Raw genomic sequence first — 18,880 nt, forward strand, 5'->3', positions numbered from 1 at the left:
CGCGTGCCCGCTGCTCTCGCACGGCATCCTACGGCGCGGCCGTCCCCGCCCGCTGTGGCAGGATCGACCGCGCGTTCGCCGTACACCTACCCTCAACGTCGCAGCCCCCAGGAGCGTGCCCATGTCGGACCGTCGGATCGCCGAGACCGTCGCGGGGCTCATGCCCCGGGCCCGTACCGAACTGGCGGAACTCGTGGCGTTCGCCTCGGTGGCGGACCCCGAGCAGTTCCCCAGGAGCGAGTGCGAGGGCGCAGCGCGCTGGTGCGCGGACGCGCTGCGCGCCGAGGGCTTCACGGACGTTTCGGTGCTCCTCACTCCGGACGGCACGGATTCGGTGTACGGCTATCTGCCGGGCCCGGAGGGCGCGCCGACGGTCCTGCTCTACGCGCACTACGACGTCCAGCCGCCGCTGGACCCGGCCGGCTGGGTCTCCCCGCCGTTCGAGCTGACCGAACGCGACGGCCGCTGGTACGGGCGCGGTGCCGCCGACTGCAAGGGCGGCTTCCTGATGCATCTGCTCGCGCTGCGCGCCCTCAAGGCGGACGGCGGGGTGCCGGTGCATGTGAAGGTGATCGTGGAGGGCTCGGAGGAGCAGGGCACCGGCGGTCTCGAACGGTACGCCGAGCAGCATCCGGAGCTGCTGGCGGCGGACGCCGTGGTGATCGGGGACACCGGTAACTTCCGGACCGGGCTGCCGACGGTGACGGCCACCCTGCGCGGGATGACCATGCTGCGGGTCCGGATCGACACCCTGGCCGGAAACCTTCACTCGGGTCAGTTCGGCGGTGCCGCGCCGGACGCGCTGGCCGCGCTCATCCGCGTACTGGACTCGCTGCGGTCCGAGGACGGTTCGACGACGGTCGACGGGCTGACCGCCGATCAGACGTGGGACGGTCTGGCCTATCCCGAGGACGCCTTCCGTGAGGACGCGAAGGTGCTGGACGGGGTGGGGCTGATCGGTTCCGGTGCGGTGGCCGACCGGGTGTGGGCGCGGCCCGCGGTGACGGTGCTGGGCATCGACTGCCCGCCGGTCGTCGGTGCCACTCCGTCGGTGCAGGCGAGCGCCCGGGCGACGGTCAGCCTGCGGGTGCCGCCGGGGCAGGACGCGGTGGCGGCCACCGAGCTGCTGACGGCGCATCTGGAGAAGCACACGCCGTGGGGTGCGCGGGTGTCGGTGGAGCAGGTCGGCCAGGGGCAGCCGTTCCGGGCGGACACCTCCAGCCCGGCGTACACGGCGATGGCGGACGCCATGCGGGTGGCGTATCCGGGCCAGGAGATGCAGACGTCGGGGATGGGCGGGTCGATCCCGCTCTGCGGCACCCTGGCGGGCCTCTACCCGGACGCCGAGATCCTGCTGATCGGGCTGAGCGACCCGGCGGCGCAGATCCACGCGGTGAACGAGTCGGTGTCCCCGGAGGAGATGGAACGCATGGCGGTGGCCGAGGCGCTGTTCCTGCGGAAGTACGCGGCGTCGCGGTAACCCCCGGAGGCGAGCGGCCGGTCCCGGTGCCGCGGGAACGGCCCCGTCCTCCGGGGCGGGTCCGTCCCCCGGGGCCGGTCCCGCCGTGGGCTCCTGGCGGGCGATTCAGCGTCGGGCGAAGATCGCGCTCGGCGTATTCGGGGGACGCGGCGGGCGGGGCGTGTCCAGAATCGGATCATGGACATCGTTGACGTACGGCCCCGCCTCACCATGTTCCGCTTCCCGATCGGCCAGGCGTACCTCTGGTACGACGACGACGGGCTGACCCTCGTCGACTCCGGCCACTCCGGGGCCGCCGCGGCCGTCGAGGAGGGCATCCGGGCCGTCGGACAGGACCCCTCCCGGCTCCGCCGGATCGTACTGACCCACTGCCACCGCGACCACGTCGGTGCCGCGCAGGAGCTGGCCGACCGGTACGGCGCCGAGATCGTGGCGCACCGGCTCGACGCCCCCGTCGTCAGGGGCGAGGTGCCGACGCCCGAACCGAAGCTGCTGGACTGGGAGATCCCGTACTACGAACACGGCCTCACGGTGCCTGCCGCGCCGCCGACCCGGGTGGACCGGGAGGTGGAGGACGGTGACGACCTCGGCTTCGGCGACGGAGCGGTTGTGGTGCACGCGCCGGGACACACCGACGGCTCCATGGGGATCCATCTGCCCCGGCACGGCGTGCTGTTCACCGGGGACGCGATCGCCGCGGTGGAACGGCGGGTGATCCTGGGCGTGTTCAACACCGACCGGGAGCGGGCGAAGGCGTCGATGAGCCGTCTCGCCGCGCTGGCGCCGGACACGGTCTGTTTCGGCCACGGGGATCCCGTGACCGAGGACACCGCGGCCATACTGCGCGCGGCCGCGAAGGAGGCGGCCGAGGCGGAGTGACGGGCGCCGGAAGGCGTGGGCCAGGATGGTCCGATGAGCGAAGAGACGTCGGACGGTGTGGCCGAGGCGATCGCGGGCGAGCTGGAACTCCTGAGCCCGCGGGTGAGGTCGGACCGGGAGGCCGCCGGACGGCTGCTGGACCCGGAGTTCGTGGAGGTGGGCGCCTCGGGCCGCCGGTGGGACCGCGAGGCGATGCTGTCCGAACTGGCCGGGGCACCGGGCGCTTCCGAGGACGGCCCCCGGTACCGGCCCTCCGGTATGAGCGGGACCGCGCTGGCGCCGGGCATCGTGCATGTGACGTACGAGGTCGTCCTCGGGGAGCGGCGGTCCCGGCACAGTTCGGTCTGGCGGAGGCGGGACGGCGGGGGCGGGTGGCGCCTCTACTACCACCAGGGGACCGTCGTCCCGCCCGGCACGGCGGAGACTCCCTGATCGGGAACACGGGGAGGTGTACGGGCGGGCGGAAGGCGGCCTGACGTCCGGCCCGGCCCCGGCCTCCCGGCCCCTGCGCGGACCAGGGGCCGGGACCGGTCTCAGCCGACCGGGACTCCTGCCTCCAGGTTGAGGACGACCCCACGCTCCCTGGCCCGCAGCGCCCAGCGGAGCCGCTCGTACCGGTTCGGTGGCAGCAGCTGTGCCGCCTCGCGCTCCGCGACGAAGCGCCAGCATCGCAACTCCTGCCCCGGCAGCCTGATCCGCGCGGCATCGGCGCTGTCCAGCCTGCCCCCGTCGAACAGCAGCCGCAGACCGCCGTAGCCGGGCGGACGCGGCGGCTCCCAGTCGACGACCAGCAGCCCGGGCACCCGGTCGAGTGTGATCCCCAACTCCTCGGTGACCTCGCGCATCCCGGCGCGCGCGGGCGCCTCCCCCGGTTCCACCACTCCGCCCGGGAACTCCCATCCCGGCTTGTACGTCGGATCGACCAGCAGGACCCGGTCCCGGTCGTCGAAGAGGAGCACCCCGGCGGCCAGGGTCTCGGTGGTCGGCTCCGGCGTCTGCACGATCTCGCAGACGGGAGCCTCCCCGGTGCGCAGGGCCTCGGCGATGCGGTGCGCGGTGCGGCGCGGGTCGAGCGGGCCGTTGTCGACGACGAAGGCATCGGCGACGAGCCACTCCAGCGCCGCGCGGTAGGGCTCGATGTGGTCGTACGCCCAGCGGCCGCGGCCCTCGGTGTCCGCCATCGTCCGGCCCACCGCGCCGCCCGCAACACCTGCCGCACCTGCCCCGTTCGCACTGCTCGCGACGGCCGCGCCGGGCGAACCGTGCGCGCCGTTCGCCCGGGACAGCGGGCGCTCCCGCTCCTCACGGGCCGCCATCCGGGCGCGCAGTATCGTTTCATCAGGTCTCAACAGCACCTGCCGCACCGGAATACGGCGGGCCGCGAGGCCGCCGAAGATCTCGTCCCGGTACTCCTGGCGCAGCAGTGTCATCGGCACCACCAGCACCCCGCCCAGTTGCGCCAGCATGGCGGCGGCCGTGTCCACCACGAGCCGTCGCCAGATCGGCAGGTCCTGGACGTCCGCCACCTCGTCGAGCGCCTTCGGCGGAAGCAGCAGGCGCAGTTCCGCGACGATGAGCTCGGGGTCGTACAGCGTGCTGTTCGGGATCAGATCGACCAGTTCGCCTGCGGTGGCCGTTTTGCCTGCTCCGAACGCACCGTTGATCCAGACGATCACGGTTCCCCCTCTTCCATAGCCCACAGTGGATTGCCCGCAACGCCCGGCCGCGTAACCCGCGGAGGGCACCCATGGCCGTCACCCGCCGAAGTGTGTCCGGGTGTTCGGGCATCCGGGGGTTCGGGTATCCGGTTCCCTCCTGGGGCGTCCGCGGGGGCGCCGTGGGCGTCTCACCCTACGTAAGGGGTTTCGGAGCAGACCCTCCCCCGGTCCGTCCGCGGCACACCCGAGAGAACCCGGCCCGCGGCCGGCACCCGCCCCGGCTCCGGCCGCGTCGGGTGTCAGACCGCGTCGGCAATGCCCGCCGCGCCACCCGCCCCCGTCGGGGCCACCACCGCCGCGGCGGCGCCGACCAGCCCCGCATCGGTGCCGGTCAGCGCCGGGACGACGGTGAGACGGCGGACGAAGGAGAGCGTGGCGTAGTCGCACAGGCTCCGGCGCAGCGGGGCGAAGAGGACGTCACCGGCGCCCGCCACTCCCCCGCCGACGACCGCGATGTCGATCTCGACGAGGACCGCGGTGGCCGCGATGCCCGCCGCGAGCGCCTGGGCGGCCCGCTCGAAGGAGGCCCGGGCGACGGGGTGCCCCGCGCGGGCGGCTGCCGCCACCGCGGCGGCCGAGGCGTCGCCGTCGGGGCCGGGCCGCCAGCCTCCGTCGAGGGCGCGCCGGGCGATATTGGGGCCGCTGGCGATCCCTTCGACGCAGCCGCGCCCGCCGCAGGGACACGGCTCGCCGTCGAAGTCCACACTGATATGGCCGATATGACCGGCATTGCCCGTGGGGCCGGGGTGGATCCGGCCGCCGAGCACCAGCCCACCGCCGACCCCGGTGGAGACGACCAGACAGAGGGCGTTGTCATGCCCCCGGGCCGCGCCCTGCCAGTGTTCGGCGGCCGTCATCGCCACTCCGTCACCGACGAGCCCGACCGGCAGCCCGCCGGCGGCCCGGCGCACCCGTGCGACCAACGGGAAGTCCCGCCAGGCCGGAACGTTGACCGGACTGACCGTACCCGCCGAAGCGTCGACCGGTCCGGCACTGCCGATGCCGACCGCCGAGACCCGGGACCACTGGGGGGCTGCGGCGAGTTCGGCCAGCACCTCGGCCACCGCGCGCATCACGGTCTCGCCGTCCTCCCGGGCCGGGGTGGCGCGCTGGGCTCGCAGCCGGATGCGGCCGCGGCCGTCCACCAGTGCTCCGGCGATCTTGGTACCGCCGATGTCGAGAGCGGCGACGAGCTGCGTCTGCATCGTTCTGGAACCCCGTTCCCCCCGGCCGTCCGCCGCGTCCGCGGCTGCGGCCTAGTCTTCCCTGCTCTGACAACGTTGTCCAGGTTCTATGCTCATCGCAGCATTCCTCACCACGCCGCATGACGACGGGACGACACACGTGGCCGATATCGACCGTTCCCCCCGGCTGCCCGGCCGCCAGCGCGGCACCGAGTCCCGCTACGGCAACCGGCCGACGATGAAGGATGTGGCGGCGCGCGCCGGGGTCGGACTGAAAACGGTCTCCCGGGTGGTCAACGGGGAGCCCGGGGTCACGGCCGATACCGAACGCCGGGTCCAGGAGGCCATCGAGTCCCTCGGTTTCCGCCGCAACGACAGCGCGCGGGTGCTGCGCAAGGGCCGGACGGCCTCCGTGGGCCTGGTACTCGAAGATCTCGCGGATCCGTTCTACGGACCGCTGAGCCGGGCGGTCGAGGAGGTGGCCCGGGCGCACGGCGCCCTGCTCATCAACGGTTCGAGCGCCGAGGACCCGGAGCGGGAGCAGGAGTTGGCGCTCGCCCTGTGCGCCCGGCGGGTGGACGGTCTGATCGTCATCCCGGCGGGGAACGACCACCGCTATCTGGAGCCGGAGATCAAGGCCGGGATCGCCACCGTCTTCGTCGACCGCCCGCCGGGGCTCATCGACGCGGACGCGGTCCTCTCCGACAGCCGCGGCGGTGCCCGGGCCGGGGTGGCGCAGCTGATCACCCACGGCCACCGCCGGATCGGGTTCATCGGCGACCAGCCGCGGATCCACACCGCGGTGGAGCGGCTGCGCGGTTACCGCGCGGCGATGGAGGACGCGGAGCTTCCGGTCCATCCGTCGTGGATCTCCCTGGGGTCGACGGCGCCCGAGCGGGTGCGCGGGGCGGTCGCGGACATGCTGGACGGCCCGGAGCCGGTCACGGCGCTCTTCGCGGGCAACAACCGGATCATGGTGACGGTGGTACGTGCCCTGGCGGGGCGGGAGCGGCCGATCGCGCTGGTCGGTTTCGACGATATCGAGCTCGCCGATCTGCTCGGCATCACGGTCATCGCGCAGGATGCGGCGCTGCTGGGCCGTACGGCCGCGGAGCGGCTGTTCCGGCGGCTGGACGGCTTCGACGACGCACCGGCCCATACGACCCTGGCGACCAGGCTGATCGCCCGCGGCTCGGGCGAGATTCCGCCGCAGTAGACACCCCTGCCCGCCGGACCCGGGGTGGCCGGGTCCGGGCGGAGCCCTGCCCGCGGCAATCCGGGCCGTAAGCGTCAACAGCCCACGCCGTAAAGGTCCGGACCTATCCGGAACCGAACCCCCTTGCCCCGCCGTCATGACGGCTGTGACTCCGGCAGGGACATCAGCGACACGAGTAAGCCCTCCCGACCTTCACATCACACGCACATTATCGGCCGGATCATCCGCATATCAGCCAATCCGCTATGGAATGTGCGCTTCCCGTTGATTCATTCCGTGTCCAGGGACACTCTTCTTTTCGCCACCGGGGCGGGGACCTCGGCGGCAAGGACGACGAGGGAGGGCTCAACCTCATGTCTGTTCGCAAGGTGTTCGCCGGTATAGCCGTCGCGGCGGCCGTGGCCGGCGCAGGACTCATGACCGCTTCGACGGCCCAGGCCGCCCCCCAGGGCGCGGTGGCGGAGTCGGCGGTCGGCACGAAGAGCTGGCAGCCCCGTGGCGACTACGCCACGTGGGGCCAGTGCGCCCAGGCCGCCCAGTGGTGGCTCATGTGGGGCGGCGCTTCCTACTTCGACTGCTCCTTGAACCCCGTGACCCAGCGCTACGACCTGCTCATCTGGCGTCCCTGACACTCCGGCAGCACCAGCAGCTCCAACAGCACGAAGCGCCCGCGGCCGGTCTCCGGCCGCGGGCGCCCCGTATGTCCGTGCAGTGAGGGCCTGTGCCTATGCGCCCGGACCGGCCCCCGTGGGGGCCGCTCCGCGCGGCGGGCCGAAGGATTCCAGGTCGGTGCGGGTCAGTCCGGTGAGCCCGGCGACCTCGGCCGGGTCGAGGGCGCCGCAGTCCAGACCGCGGAGGAGATAGCCGCTCAGGGCCCTCGCCGTGGCGGGCTCGTCCATCACGTCGCCCGCGGTCCGGTTCGCGTACGCGGCCAGCCGGGCGGCGGCCTTGTCCAGGCCCTCCCGGTAGAAGGCGAACACGGCGGCGTAGCGGGTGGGCAGTTGCCCGGGGTGCATGTCCCAGCCCTGGTAGTAGGCGCGGGCCAGGGCCCGGCGGGTGAGGCCGTAGTGGAGTCGCCAGGCTTCGTGGACCTGTGCGGCGGGCCCGACGGGGAGCACATTGGTGGAGCCGTCCGACACCCGTACCCCGGTCCCCGCGGCGGCCACCTGCATCACGGCCTTGGCGTGGTCGGCGGCCGGGTGGTCGCTCGACTGGTGCGCCGCGCCGACTCCGAGGCAGGCGCTGTAGTCGAAGGTGCCGTAGTGCAGTCCGGTGGCGCGCCCTTCGGCGGCGCCGATCATCCGGGCGACGGTCGCGGTTCCGTCGGCGGCGAGGATCGCCTGGCTGGTCTCTACCTGGATCTCGAAGCCGATCCGGCCCGCGTCGAGCCCGTGGGCCTCCTCGAACGCGGTGAGCAACCGGGCCATCGCGGCGACCTGTTCGGCGTAGGTCACCTTGGGGAGAGTCAGTACCAGGCCGTCGGGCAGCCCGCCGCGTTCGACGAGTCCGGTGAGGAAGACGTCGAGGGTACGGATGCCCCGTTCGCGTACGGCGGCCTCCATGCACTTCATCCGGATCCCGGTGTACGGAGGGCTGCCGGCGTTCCCGCAGGTGTCGGCGACGAGCCGCGCCGCACGGGCGGCGTGCCGGTCCTCCTCGGAGTCCGTACGGCCGCCGTAGCCGTCCTCGAAGTCGATGCGCAGGTCCTCGACCGGCTCCCGCTCCAGCTTGGCCCGCACCCGCTCGTACACCGGCCCGGCGAGCGCCTCCGGCAGACCGATGACGGAGGCGAAGGAGCCCGCGTCCGGGGCGTGTTCGTCGAGGGCCGCCAGGGCCGCGTCGCCCCAGGCCCGGACGGTGTCGGCGGTGAAGGACTCGGCGGGTACGTAGACGGTGTGCACGGGCTGCCGGGTGCCGGGATCGCCGGGGTAGCGGCGGGCGAGTTCGGCGTCCACCGGCGCGAGGAAGGAACCGACGGTCGCACGGGCCTCCGCGTCGAGAGTGGTTGGCAACCGCTTCTGCTGACCCATCGCTGCACGCCTCCCATTTCCGCCGAACGGAATTGATAATCCGCATGGCGAAGCTAGTCGGGGGTCGTGATCTCCGTCAATGGTGGGAGCGGCGTCCGGAAACGGCCGGAGCCGCACCACGGGAATCCGTCGTGCGGCTCCGGCCGGCGGCACGGCCCGCGCCGCCGGGGGCGGCGGGAGGGCTCAGCCCTTGCGGGCGGCCACTTCTTCGGTGAGTTGGGGGACGACGGTGTGGAGGTCGCCGACGACGCCGTAGTCGACGAGGTCGAAGATCGGGGCCTCGGCGTCCTTGTTGATCGCCACGATCGTCTTCGACGTCTGCATCCCCGCCCGGTGCTGAATGGCGCCCGAGATACCCGAAGCGATGTACAGCTGCGGCGACACACTCTTACCCGTCTGCCCGACCTGGTGGGCGTGCGGGTACCAGCCCGCGTCCACCGCAGCCCGCGACGCGCCCACCGCACCGCCCAGCGCATCCGCGAGCGCCTCGATCAGTGCGAAGTTCTCGCCCGAACCCAGCCCCCGGCCACCGGAGACCACGATCGCGGCCTCCGTCAGCTCCGGACGCCCCGTCGACTCCCGCGCCGACCGCGACACCACCCGCGCACCCCGCACACCGGCCGCGAAGTCCACCGCCAGCTCCTCCACCGCCCCCGCACCCTCCACGGGCTCCACGGGGGCGCTGTTCGGCTTGACCGTGATGACGGGGATGCCGCGGGTGACCCGGGAGCGGGTGGTGTACGAGGCGGCGAACGCCGACTGCACCGCCACCGGACGACCGTCCTCACCCGCCTCCACGTCCACCGCGTCCGTGATCACACCCGACTCCAGCCGCAGCGCGAGGCGGGCGGCGATCTCCTTGTTCTCCCCCGACGACACGAACAGCACCGCCACCGGATCCACCAGCTCCACGGCCCGCTGTACCGCATCCACCTTCGGCACCACCAGGAAATCCGCGAACTCCGACGCCTCGGATACGAGAATCCGGGAAGCGCCGTGCCCGGCCAGTACTTCGGCCGTCTGCCCGGCGCCCGCGCCCAGCGCTACCGCGACCGGCGTGCCCAGCCGCCGCGCCACCGTCAGCAGCTCCAGCGTCGGCTTGCGAACCGACCCCTCCACATGATCGACAACAACCAGAACATCCGCCATGACACACACTCCAGAAGAAGAGAAAACGGGAGAGACAAGAAGAGAGGGACGGGTCAGACGAATTTGCGGGACGCCAGGAACTCCGCCACCCCACGGCCTCCCTCACCCTCGTCCTTCACCACGGTCCCCGCACTGCGCGCAGCCCGCGCCTCCACCCCGTCCACCGCGGTCCATGCCCCCGCCGCACCCACCAGCTCCGCGTCCAGCTCCAGCTCCTCCAGATCCCAGGACTCCACCTTCTTCTTCTTCGCCGCCATGATCCCCTTGAAGGAGGGGTAACGCGCCTCACCGGACTGGTCGGTCACCGACACCACCGCCGGCAGCTCCGCCTCCACCACCTCCGACGCCACATCCCCATCACGCCGCCCCGACACCACACCACCGGCCACCGACACCTCCGACAGCAGACTCAGCTGCGCCACCCCCAGCCGCTCCGCCAGCAGCGCCGGGAGCACCCCCATCACCCCGTCCGTCGACGCCATCCCGCACACCACCAGATCGAACCCGGCCCGCTCCACCGCCGACGCCACCACCAGCGACGTCCCCATCACATCCGAACCGTGCAGATCATCGTCCTCGACATGGATCCCCGCGTCCGCACCCATCGACAGCGCCTTGCGCACCGCCTCCCGCGCATCCTCCGGACCCACCGTCAGCACCGTCACCGACGCATCCCCGTCAGCCGCCTCCGAGATCCGCAGCGCCTGCTCCACCGCATACTCGTCCAGCTCCGACAACAGACCGTCCACACCCTCACGATCCACCGTCAGATCATCCGCGAACCCACGATCGCCACTGGCATCGGGCACGTACTTCACACAGACAACGATCCTCAAGCTCACGCCGGCTCTCCTCCTTGCAGTGGCCATTTCCGTGGCGTCCCCGTGCGCGCCGCGCCGGGGGGTGGTTCGTTCTGCCAGGCAGCATAAGTGCCCGGAGGCGGGGTTTTCCGGCCCTCGGCGAGCGACGCTCCGGACCAGATATTACTCACCAGTACGCTCCTCACCCTACCCCTGAGCAAGCGCTTGGCACTGTGACCTTTCCAACGCCTTCCCCGGCCCGGCGGAGGCACTCCCTCACCTCCCTGCTGTCGCGCGACAGCCGCGCACGCACCGGGGCGGCCCACCGCGTGCCGGGAAATACCGGTATGAGTCAATGGACCGACCACCCGGGCGTGATGAGAATCTCGCAGGGCGGACACGCCGGGACTGGCCAGACCGCCCCGTATGGGGCACGATCTGCCCCAGCGCCCTAAAACCTACGGCTGCGTAACTTCCACCCGGAGACCCCTCCCCGGGCACGACAGAAGGGTCCTCTCCGGATGGCTGAGCTCGTCTACCGGCCGATCGTCGGCGCCGCCTGCGTCCTGTTCAAAGCCCTGGACCTGAAGATCGACATCCAGGGGGCGCAGAACATCCCGAAGACGGGCGGGGCCGTGCTGGTGAGCAACCACATCGGCTACCTGGACTTCATCTTCGCGGGCCTGGCGGCGCTCCCCCAGAAGCGGCTGGTCCGCTTTATGGCGAAGGAGTCGGTCTTCCGGCACCGGATCGGCGGGCCCCTGATGCGCGGGATGAAGCACATCCCCGTCGACCGGGCCAAGGGCGAGGACGCGTACAGCCACGCTCTCGACGCCCTGCGCGCCGGTGAGATCGTCGGGGTGTTCCCCGAGGCCACGATCTCCCAGTCGTTCGCGCTGAAGTCGTTCAAGTCCGGCGCCGCGCGTCTCGCCCAGGAGGCCGGGGTTCCGCTGATCCCGGTGGCGCTGTGGGGGACGCAGCGGCTCTGGACGAAGGGGCGTCCGCGCAATCTGAAGCGCAGCCACATCCCCGTCACCATCAGGGTGGGCGAGCCGGTGGAGGCCCCCACGGACCAGTACGCGGGGGCGATCACCAGGCGGCTGCGGGACCGGGTGCAGGAGCTGCTCGAATCGGCGCAGCGGGCCTATCCCGTACGACCGAAGGACGCTGCGGACACCTGGTGGGTGCCGGCCCATCTCGGGGGCACCGCGCCGACCCCGGCCGAGGTGCAGGTGCGCGAGGCGCGCTGAGCCGCGCCCCCGAGTATCCGTACCGGGACCGGCGGGGAAGTCTCCGGTCCCGGGTACGCAGCGGAGGTCAGCGGCCCGGTTCGCGGACCGTGATCCGGGCGCCGGGGCTCACCTTCTCCAGGGATTCCGCGAGTTCGGCACCCGCGGCCCGCAGTTCGCCATCGGTCATCGGCGCGAGCGACTCCAGCAGGAAGAGTGCGTTCACCGACTCCTCCGTGAGGCGGGTGCGCGGCCCCTGCCGCCAATTCCAGCGACGGCAGGTGACGCCCTCACCGTCGCACCACACGACTTCCCCGGGCTCCGGATGCTCGACGGTCTCCGCGCCCGCCGCGACGGTCGTGAAGGGTTCGTCGCCCGTGGCGCGCACCAGGCGCATGCCCCCGCTGATGCGGTCGAGGTCCTCCCCGCCGACGGGGATCAGATGGGCGACGCTGATCGCGTTGTACACATCGACAAGACGGTTGATCCGGGGCAGTCCCCCATCGGCGAGGGCGCGTTTGGCGAGCGCCTCCGCGGAGTTGCGGGTCCGGGACGGCTTGGCACCGAAGGCGGTGTAGACCTCGCGCCAGGCGGCCATATGCGGGTCCTCGTGCGGGGCGCACCCGCCCAGACGGCCGGCGAGGCGGCGCGCGGCATCGTCGAGGAGTGCGGAACTGTGGTCGTCGCTGGGGCCGTTGACCAGCCCGTGCGCCTCGACGGCGAGATGGGTGAAGCCGGGGGCCAGGGCGGTGACCTCGTCGGCGACGGTGAGCGTGAGCGCCATGCGGTTCCTCGTCACAGTGCGGTGGGGAGCGTCTTGCAGAGGGTTTCCCGGTCGGGTGCCGACCTGAGCACGGCGAGCACCGCCGGATGCGGTGCAGCATATAGCATCGGATAGTCCTCTTCGTTGGACTCCGGATCGACGGGGAAGGCCAGCCGTTCCTCGTCGAGGGAGAACTGCGCATCGACGCCGGGCTTGTTGCCCCGGGGGTCGATCCGGGACCAGCTTTCGCGCCCCGGCAGCTTCAGCGCCACCAGTCCGTGCAGAACGCCGAGGTTCTGGTAGCAGAGGGCGGCGGGGATCGACTCGGCCCGCAGCAGGGCGGTCAGGGCGTGCGCCTTGGCGTAGCAGATGCCGGTGCGCTGCTCCAGGACCTCGGAGGCGCGCCGGGTGACCCGGGGGTCGTCGACGTCGATGGAGTGCGTCACGGTGTCGCGGACGAATTCGAAGGCAGCCCGGGCGTAGGCGTGGGCGTCGGGGGCGTCGCGCCGCAGACGCGCGGCGGTCTCCCGGACCAGCGGGTGGCCGTGGTCGATGGTGTCGTCGGCGGCCAGATAGGCGGTGATGTCGTCCGTCTGCTGGATGAGTTCCATGCCTCGACGATAGGAAGAGCGGCCGACCGGGTCAATGGATTTCCGGTCGGCCGCATATTCATGCAGGATTCCTGGTCCGCTAGCGGGCCATCTCTTCCTTCAGCGCCTGGACGAAGGCGTCGACGTCCTCTTCGGTGGTGTCGAAGGAGCACATCCAGCGGACGTCGCCCGCGGCCTCGTCCCAGAAGTAGAACCGGAAGCGGCTCTGGAGCCGGACGGTCACCTCGTGCGGGAGCCGGGCGAAGACGGCGTTGGCCTGTACGGGGTAGAGGATCTCCACGCCGTCGACCTGCCGGACCCCGTCGGCGAGCCGCCGGGCCATGGCGTTGGAGTGCCGGGCGTTCCGCAGCCACAGGTCGCGGGCGAGCAGTGCCTCCAGCTGGACCGAGACGAAGCGCATCTTCGACGCGAGCTGCATGGACATCTTGCGTATGTGCTTCATATGGCTGACGGCGCCCGGGTCGAGGACGATGACCGCCTCACCGAACATCATGCCGTTCTTGGTGCCGCCGAAGGTGACCACGTCGACGCCGACGGCGTTGGTGAAGGTCCGCATGGGGACGTCGAGCGAAGCGGCCGCGTTGGATATGCGGGCGCCGTCGAGGTGGACCTTCATCCCCCGCTCGTGGGCGTGTTCGACGATCTCGCGGATCTCGCCGGGGGTGTAGACCGTGCCCAGTTCGGTGTTCTGGGTGATGGACACGACCTGGGGCATCGCCCGGTGCTCGTCCTCCCAGCCCCAGGCCTGCCGGTCGATCAGCTCGGGGGTGAGCTTGCCGTCCGGGGTCGGTACGGTCAGCAGCTTCAGTCCGCCCATGCGCTCGGGCGCGCCGCCCTCGTCGACGTTGATATGGGCGCTCTCGGCGCAGATCACCGCGCCCCAGCGGTCGGTCATGGCCTGGAGGGCCGTGACGTTGGCGCCGGTGCCGTTGAAGACCGGGAAGGCTTCGGCGGTGGGGCCGAAGTGGCTGTGCATGATGCGCTGGAGGTGGTCGGTGTAGTCGTCCTCGCCGTAGGAGACCTGGTGGCCTCCGTTGGCGAGGGCGACGGCGGCGAGCACCTCGGGGTGGACGCCCGCGTAGTTGTCGCTGGCGAAGCCCCGTACCGCGGGGTCGTGATGGCGCCGGGCGGCCGTCGGGTGGGTCTTCACGGGCGGGGCGTCAGCCACAGGCGCTGTCCATTCACTTCACCGGCGGGCCGCTCCCAGACCCCGGCGATGGCGTCGGCCAGTTCCGAGACGTCCGTGAAGCCCGCGAACTTCGCATTCGGGCGCTCGGCGCGCATGGCGTCGTGCACCAGAGCCTTCACCACCAGGATCGCAGCCGCCGCCTTGGGGTCGTCCTCGCCCCCCGCCTTGCGGAAGGCGTCGGCCAGCGCGAGGGTCCAGGCCTCGGCCGCGGCCTTGGAGGACGCGTAGGCGGCGTTGCCCGCGGTGGGGGCGCTCGCTCCGGCGGCGCTGATCAGCAGATAGCGGCCGCGGTCGCTGCGGAGCAGTCCGTCGTGGAAGGCGAGGGAGGTGTGCTGGACGGTGCGGATCAGCAGCCTCTCCAGCAGGTCCCAGTCGGAGAGCTTGGTCTCGGCGAAGGAGGCGCTGCCGCGCCAGCCGCCGACGAGGTGCACCAGGCCGTCGATCCGGCCGAACTCCTTCTCGGTCTTGTCGGCCCATTCGCGGGTGGCGTCGAGGTCGAGCAGGTCGACCGTGTCGCCGGTGACGGTGGCGCCGCCGTGGGCATAGCGGGCGGCGTCGACGGCGGCGGCGAGGCGCTCGGGGTCGGCGTCGGCTCCGACGACGGTGGCGCCCGCCTCCGCGAGGCGGAGCAGGGTGGCGCGCCCGGCGGGGCCCGCCGCGCCGGCGACCGCGACGACGGCCCCTTCCAGCGGGCCGTTGGAGTTCTTCATCTCGGTCGCCTCCTTGGTACGGATGGTCACGCGGCTGCCCCGGACGCGGTGCCGTCGGCCACCGGGCCGTTCGCAGTGATCCCCTTGGTGGTGGCGATCACGCGCTTGAGCTTCTTGGACAGCGCCTCATAGAACATGCTGAGCGGAAACTCGTCCGGAAGCACGTCGTCGACGAGCTTACGCGGCGGCTGGGACAGGTCGAGGGCGTCGGGGCCCTTGGCCCAGCGGGAGCCGGGGTGGGGGGCGAGGTAGGTGGAGACCAGTTCGTACGCGGCGAACCAGTGGACCAGCTTGGGGCGGTCGATGCCGTCGCGGTAGAGCTTCTCGATCTCGGCGCAGAGCTGGTTGGTGATCTGCGGGGCCCGCTCCCAGTCGATCTTCAGGGTGTTGTCGGTCCAGCGGAGCACATCGTGCTGGTGGAGGTAGGCGAAGAGGAGCTGGCCGCCCAGTCCGTCGTAGTTGCGGACGCGCTCGCCGGTGACGGGGAAGCGGAACATCCGGTCGAAGAGGACGGCGAACTGGACGTCACGGCCCTGCGGGAAGCCGTCGGCCTCCAGCCGCACGGCCTCCTTGAAGGCGGTGAGGTCGCAGCGGAGCTCCTCCAGGCCGTACATCCAGAACGGCTGGCGCTGTTTGATCATGAAGGGGTCGAACGGCAGATCGCCGTGGCTGTGGGTGCGGTCGTGGACCATGTCCCACAGGACGAAGGCCTCCTGGCAGCGCTCCTGGTCCTCGACCATGGCCCGGATGTCGTCGGGCAGGTCGAGGCCGAGCACGGAGACGGCTTCGGTGGTCACGGCGCGGAAGCGGGCGGCTTCCCGGTCGCAGAAGATCCCGCCCCAGGTGAAGCGCTCGGGGGCCTCGCGGACGGCGATGGTCTCGGGGAAGAGGACGGCGGAGTTGGTGTCGTACCCCGCGGTGAAGTCCTCGAAGGTGATACCGCAGAACAGCGGGTTGTCGTAGCGGGTGCGCTCCAGCTCGGCGAGCCACTCGGGCCACACCATGCGCAGGACGACGGCCTCCAGATTGCGGTCCGGGTTGCCGTTCTGGGTGTACATGGGGAAGACCACGAGGTGCTGGAGGCCGTCGGCGCGGTGCGCGGCGGGCTGGAAGGCCAGCAGGGAGTCGAGGAAGTCCGGGACGCCGAAGGCCTCGTCGGCCCACTTGCGGAGGTCCGCGACGAGCGCGCCGTGGTAGGCGGCGTCGTGCGGCAGCAGCGGGGCGAGCTCCGCGACGGCATCGGCGATCCGTCCGACGGCGGCCTCGGCACCGGCCCGGGCGGGGGCGCCTTCGGCGTCGAAGTCGATGGAACCGTCCTTCGACTGCCAGGGGCGGATCTCCTCGACGGCGCTCTTGAGCCGCGGCCAGGCGGGGTGGTCGATCACCCGCCCTGCGGTGGATCCGGTCGCTTCGGCAGCGTCCTGCACAAGAATTTCCGTCATGTCACTTCCTCCACAGGAGAACCTCGCGTCAAGACACCGTATCCAGGCCACCTTCTTTGAGACAAGTGACCCCTATGGAAATTATCCTGCACGATTTCATGACCGCAGGAAGGTTTACGGCCTGTGACCGGATGAACGCCGACTTCCGTCGGCCTGAACACCCACAGGAGGGGTACGAGTGACTGATGCGTGCACGGACGGTCCCCTCCGGGGTACGGACCATTAGGCTGCGCCCTGCCGGGCCGCCGCTGCCCGTGGGGCAGTTGCGCGGGAGCCGCCGTCGACGGAAGCGGAGAGAATCTTGTCGTTCCTCACCATCGGTCATCGCGGAGTCATGGGCGTGGCGCCGGAGAACACCCTGCGCTCCTTCATCCGGGCGGAACGGTCCGGAATGGACGCCGTCGAGCTGGACCTCCATCTGAGCAAGGACGGCGCGCTCGTCGTCATGCACGACGAGGACGTGGACCGTACGACCGACGGCACCGGGCCGGTGGCCGAGAAGACCCTCGCCGAGCTGCGGGAGCTGGACGCGGGCGGCGGTGAGCGGGTGCCGGTCTTCGACGAGGTGGTGGACGCGGTGCGCTGCCCGCTCCAGGCCGAGATCAAGGACATCGCGGCGGCCCGCGCCCTCGCCGATGTGCTGCTCCGCCGCGATCTGGTCCGGCGGGTCACGGTCTCCTCCTTCCACGACGACGCGGTCGCGGAGATCGCGGCCCTGGTGCCCGGGGTACGGACGGTGCTGATCGCGAGCCGCTGGGGCGGAGACGTCGTGGACCGGGCGAAGGCGGTCGGGGCGGACTGGCTGGCCCTGAACATCCGGCGGCTCACCCTGGAGACCACCGAGCGGGCGCACGCCGAGGGGCTGCGGGTGCTGGGCTGGGTGGTGAACACCCAGACCCAGCTCAGGCTGGCCCGTGCGCTGGAACTCGACGGCGTCACGACCGACTTCCCCGAGATCCGGCGCACCGGAAGGTTCACGGCGTAGCGCCGGCGTGCGGACGGGGCGCGGCCGGGCGGGACGGCTCCCGCCCGGCGGTTCCGTCAGCCCAGTTCCTTGACCAGCTGCTCGAAGACCAGATCGTCGCGCTTCGGCGTACCGTGGCGCTCACTGCCGTACGGGAACGGCGAGAGGCTGCCCGTACGCCGGTAGCCCCGGCGCTCGTACCAGGCGATCAGGTCCTCGCGTACGGAGATCACCGTCATCTCCATCGCGGTCGCGCCCCAGGCCTGGACCGCCAGCTGCTCGGCCTCGGTGATCACCCGGCGGCCCAGGCCGTTGCCCTGGAGTCCCGGGCGGACCGCGAACAGACCGAAGTAGGCCCGGTCGGCACGCCGTTCGAGCTGGAAGCAGGCGATGACGCCGCCGTCGTCGCCCGTGACGACGATCAGCCTGCTGTTCTCGGCCGTCATCACCTCCCGGATACCGCTCTCGTCGATCCGCCGGCCGCCGATGAGATGGGACTCGGTGGTCCAGCCGCGTTCGTCCCCGTCGCCGCGGTAGGCGGACTGGACCAGTCCGACCAGGGCGGGAACATCGGCATCGGCGGCGTCGCGGTAGGTCAGGTCACCGGAGGGGCGGGGTGGTGCGGTGCTCATGGAGTGGTCTCTCCCGTCTCACGTGCTGAAGATGGCCGGTCACAGCGGCAGGTCCGCGTCAGCGTACGCGCAGCGCCCGGGGCCGCGCTCCCCGCGCACTCCCGTGCGCTCGGGTGTGCGCCACGGCGGCCGGGCATCCTCCCCGCAAGACCGGCGAGACCGGCCAGACCGGCCAGAGCGGCGAGACCCGACCAGGCGGCGGTGGCCGCCGAGGCCCCGCGGCCGTCCCCAGGGGAGGTGCCCCGTGCACGGACCGGCGGTGTCCGGCTGGCTGCTCGCCGCCCTGTCGGCGGTGACCGGCGCGTACTGCCTGGCCCGGATGCGCTCCTGCTCCGGCGGTGCCCGCCGGGCGGCGGGCGGCGAGGCCCTGATGGGGTTCGGGATGGCGGCCATGGCGGTGCCCGCCGCAGCTCTGGACCCCCCGGGCTGGACCTGGGCGGCCGGTGCCGCGGTCTTCGGCGGGGCGGCACTGCCGACGCTGGCGGCGGTCCGGTACGGCGGCCACCACCTCCACCACGCCGTGGGCTCGCTGGCGATGGTCTACATGGCGGTCCTGATGGCGGTCCCGCCCGCCGCGGGCCACTCCGGACACGGCACTCCGTCCCCGTCCGGCATCCCTCTGCTGACCGGTGTCCTGCTCGTCTATTACGCGGTGTACGTGCTCCGCTCCGGCGCCCGGCTCGCCCCGTCCGCCGGCCCGGGCCCCGGGCCGGCGGACGGGCCGGTACCGGAACTGGTTCCGGCGTGCCGCCTGGTCATGGGCCTCGGAATGCTGGCCATGCTGATCGCCCTGTGAGCCCTGTGATCAGCATGGCCCACGGGAAGGAGCGGCGGAGAAACCGTGGCGTGCGTCACTCTTGCCGTCCGGGGCCGTCCCGCCGGTG

At 71.8% G+C, this 18,880-nt stretch carries 19 protein-coding genes; 8 read left to right on the forward strand and 11 right to left on the reverse strand.

Annotated elements, in window-relative coordinates:
• Positions 1 to 121 precede the first annotated feature (121 nt).
• The 3 genes from B7R87_RS02105 to B7R87_RS02115 all read left to right on the forward strand — a co-directional run bounded on the left by B7R87_RS02105 (position 122) and on the right by B7R87_RS02115 (position 2,791).
• A complete protein-coding gene (locus B7R87_RS02105) occupies positions 122 to 1,480 on the forward strand; it encodes a dipeptidase (protein ID WP_006350749.1) in 1,359 nt (452 codons plus the stop codon).
• A 177-nt stretch (positions 1,481 to 1,657) separates the two neighbouring features.
• Positions 1,658 to 2,359 (forward strand): MBL fold metallo-hydrolase, encoded by a 702-nt coding sequence (locus tag B7R87_RS02110; RefSeq protein ID WP_006350748.1) that lies wholly within the window; start codon positions 1,658 to 1,660, stop codon positions 2,357 to 2,359.
• Between the two features lie 33 nt (positions 2,360 to 2,392).
• Positions 2,393 to 2,791, forward strand: coding sequence for a nuclear transport factor 2 family protein (locus B7R87_RS02115; RefSeq protein WP_006350747.1), 399 nt, complete (start codon positions 2,393 to 2,395; stop codon positions 2,789 to 2,791).
• Positions 2,792 to 2,892: 101 nt separating this feature from the next.
• Here the strand turns inward: B7R87_RS02115 and B7R87_RS02120 are convergent, their stop codons facing one another.
• Positions 2,893 to 4,035 carry an NUDIX hydrolase gene (locus B7R87_RS02120; protein WP_006350746.1) on the reverse strand — a complete coding sequence of 381 codons (1,143 nt, stop codon included), beginning with the start codon at positions 4,033 to 4,035 and terminating at the stop codon, positions 2,893 to 2,895.
• Between the two features lie 281 nt (positions 4,036 to 4,316).
• Positions 4,317 to 5,282: an ROK family protein gene (locus B7R87_RS02125; RefSeq protein WP_130585239.1), complete on the reverse strand. Its 966-nt coding sequence runs from the start codon at positions 5,280 to 5,282 to the stop codon at positions 4,317 to 4,319.
• 217 nt (positions 5,283 to 5,499) lie between these two features.
• Between B7R87_RS02125 and B7R87_RS02130 the strand changes: the two genes are divergently transcribed.
• A complete protein-coding gene (locus B7R87_RS02130) occupies positions 5,500 to 6,477 on the forward strand; it encodes a LacI family DNA-binding transcriptional regulator (protein WP_045853179.1) in 978 nt (325 codons plus the stop codon).
• Positions 6,478 to 6,830: 353 nt separating this feature from the next.
• Positions 6,831 to 7,106, forward strand: a complete 276-nt coding sequence (locus B7R87_RS02135) for a hypothetical protein (RefSeq protein ID WP_006350743.1) — start codon at positions 6,831 to 6,833, stop codon at positions 7,104 to 7,106.
• Positions 7,107 to 7,202: 96 nt separating this feature from the next.
• Here B7R87_RS02135 and B7R87_RS02140 read toward each other — a convergent pair whose 3' ends face one another.
• The 3 genes from B7R87_RS02140 to B7R87_RS02150 form a co-directional block, all read right to left on the reverse strand.
• Positions 7,203 to 8,507, reverse strand: coding sequence for a DUF6986 family protein (locus B7R87_RS02140; protein WP_006350742.1), 1,305 nt, complete (start codon positions 8,505 to 8,507; stop codon positions 7,203 to 7,205).
• 183 nt (positions 8,508 to 8,690) lie between these two features.
• Complete coding sequence (locus tag B7R87_RS02145; protein WP_130585240.1) at positions 8,691 to 9,656, reverse strand: electron transfer flavoprotein subunit alpha/FixB family protein; 966 nt, start codon at positions 9,654 to 9,656, stop codon at positions 8,691 to 8,693.
• Between the two features lie 53 nt (positions 9,657 to 9,709).
• Positions 9,710 to 10,498, reverse strand: coding sequence for an electron transfer flavoprotein subunit beta/FixA family protein (locus tag B7R87_RS02150; RefSeq protein WP_130585241.1), 789 nt, complete (start codon positions 10,496 to 10,498; stop codon positions 9,710 to 9,712).
• A 479-nt stretch (positions 10,499 to 10,977) separates the two neighbouring features.
• Here B7R87_RS02150 and B7R87_RS02155 point away from each other — a divergent pair, with 479 nt between their 5' ends.
• On the forward strand, positions 10,978 to 11,706 hold the full coding sequence (locus B7R87_RS02155) for a lysophospholipid acyltransferase family protein (protein WP_006350741.1): 729 nt from the start codon (positions 10,978 to 10,980) through the stop codon (positions 11,704 to 11,706).
• 67 nt (positions 11,707 to 11,773) lie between these two features.
• Here B7R87_RS02155 and B7R87_RS02160 read toward each other — a convergent pair whose 3' ends face one another.
• The 5 genes from B7R87_RS02160 to B7R87_RS02180 all read right to left on the reverse strand — a co-directional run bounded on the left by B7R87_RS02160 (position 11,774) and on the right by B7R87_RS02180 (position 16,400).
• Complete coding sequence (locus B7R87_RS02160; protein ID WP_006350740.1) at positions 11,774 to 12,469, reverse strand: B3/B4 domain-containing protein; 696 nt, start codon at positions 12,467 to 12,469, stop codon at positions 11,774 to 11,776.
• Positions 12,470 to 12,480: 11 nt separating this feature from the next.
• Entirely contained in the window at positions 12,481 to 13,059 is a 579-nt protein-coding gene (locus B7R87_RS02165; protein WP_006350739.1) for a transglutaminase-like domain-containing protein, read from the reverse strand.
• Positions 13,060 to 13,138: 79 nt separating this feature from the next.
• A complete protein-coding gene (locus B7R87_RS02170; RefSeq protein WP_006350738.1) occupies positions 13,139 to 14,227 on the reverse strand; it encodes a threonine aldolase family protein in 1,089 nt (362 codons plus the stop codon).
• On the reverse strand, positions 14,206 to 14,958 hold the full coding sequence (locus tag B7R87_RS02175; protein ID WP_130585263.1) for an SDR family oxidoreductase: 753 nt from the start codon (positions 14,956 to 14,958) through the stop codon (positions 14,206 to 14,208). Before B7R87_RS02175 ends, B7R87_RS02170 begins: the two co-directional genes overlap by 22 nt.
• Before the next feature lie 26 nt (positions 14,959 to 14,984).
• Positions 14,985 to 16,400, reverse strand: coding sequence for a DUF6421 family protein (locus B7R87_RS02180; protein WP_040916982.1), 1,416 nt, complete (start codon positions 16,398 to 16,400; stop codon positions 14,985 to 14,987).
• 334 nt (positions 16,401 to 16,734) lie between these two features.
• Here B7R87_RS02180 and B7R87_RS02185 point away from each other — a divergent pair, with 334 nt between their 5' ends.
• Positions 16,735 to 17,385, forward strand: a complete 651-nt coding sequence (locus tag B7R87_RS02185; RefSeq protein WP_040916981.1) for a glycerophosphodiester phosphodiesterase — start codon at positions 16,735 to 16,737, stop codon at positions 17,383 to 17,385.
• 56 nt (positions 17,386 to 17,441) lie between these two features.
• Here the strand turns inward: B7R87_RS02185 and B7R87_RS02190 are convergent, their stop codons facing one another.
• Positions 17,442 to 17,996, reverse strand: coding sequence for a GNAT family N-acetyltransferase (locus tag B7R87_RS02190; protein WP_006350734.1), 555 nt, complete (start codon positions 17,994 to 17,996; stop codon positions 17,442 to 17,444).
• Positions 17,997 to 18,240: 244 nt separating this feature from the next.
• On the opposite strand from B7R87_RS02190, the gene B7R87_RS02195 reads away from it, so the two are divergent.
• On the forward strand, positions 18,241 to 18,792 hold the full coding sequence (locus tag B7R87_RS02195; RefSeq protein ID WP_130585242.1) for a DUF5134 domain-containing protein: 552 nt from the start codon (positions 18,241 to 18,243) through the stop codon (positions 18,790 to 18,792).
• The last annotated feature ends 88 nt before the right edge of the window (positions 18,793 to 18,880 follow it).

This window comes from Streptomyces tsukubensis, assembly GCF_003932715.1.
Taxonomy (GTDB): domain Bacteria; phylum Actinomycetota; class Actinomycetes; order Streptomycetales; family Streptomycetaceae; genus Streptomyces; species Streptomyces tsukubensis.

Coding starts and splice junctions, on each gene's coding strand:
- B7R87_RS02130 (WP_045853179.1), top strand. CDS start 5,500: ATGAAGGATGTGGCGGCGCGCGCCGGGGTCGGACTGAAAACGGTCTCC.
- B7R87_RS02185 (WP_040916981.1), top strand. CDS start 16,735: ATGGGCGTGGCGCCGGAGAACACCCTGCGCTCCTTCATCCGGGCGGAA.
- B7R87_RS02160 (WP_006350740.1), bottom strand. CDS start 12,469: ATGGCGCTCACGCTCACCGTCGCCGACGAGGTCACCGCCCTGGCCCCC.
- B7R87_RS02140 (WP_006350742.1), bottom strand. CDS start 8,507: ATGGGTCAGCAGAAGCGGTTGCCAACCACTCTCGACGCGGAGGCCCGT.
- B7R87_RS02110 (WP_006350748.1), top strand. CDS start 1,658: ATGGACATCGTTGACGTACGGCCCCGCCTCACCATGTTCCGCTTCCCG.
- B7R87_RS02165 (WP_006350739.1), bottom strand. CDS start 13,059: ATGGAACTCATCCAGCAGACGGACGACATCACCGCCTATCTGGCCGCC.
- B7R87_RS02105 (WP_006350749.1), top strand. CDS start 122: ATGTCGGACCGTCGGATCGCCGAGACCGTCGCGGGGCTCATGCCCCGG.
- B7R87_RS02190 (WP_006350734.1), bottom strand. CDS start 17,996: ATGAGCACCGCACCACCCCGCCCCTCCGGTGACCTGACCTACCGCGAC.
- B7R87_RS02155 (WP_006350741.1), top strand. CDS start 10,978: ATGGCTGAGCTCGTCTACCGGCCGATCGTCGGCGCCGCCTGCGTCCTG.
- B7R87_RS02125 (WP_130585239.1), bottom strand. CDS start 5,282: ATGCAGACGCAGCTCGTCGCCGCTCTCGACATCGGCGGTACCAAGATC.
- B7R87_RS02175 (WP_130585263.1), bottom strand. CDS start 14,958: ATGAAGAACTCCAACGGCCCGCTGGAAGGGGCCGTCGTCGCGGTCGCC.
- B7R87_RS02135 (WP_006350743.1), top strand. CDS start 6,831: ATGTCTGTTCGCAAGGTGTTCGCCGGTATAGCCGTCGCGGCGGCCGTG.
- B7R87_RS02180 (WP_040916982.1), bottom strand. CDS start 16,400: ATGACGGAAATTCTTGTGCAGGACGCTGCCGAAGCGACCGGATCCACC.
- B7R87_RS02145 (WP_130585240.1), bottom strand. CDS start 9,656: ATGGCGGATGTTCTGGTTGTTGTCGATCATGTGGAGGGGTCGGTTCGC.
- B7R87_RS02115 (WP_006350747.1), top strand. CDS start 2,393: ATGAGCGAAGAGACGTCGGACGGTGTGGCCGAGGCGATCGCGGGCGAG.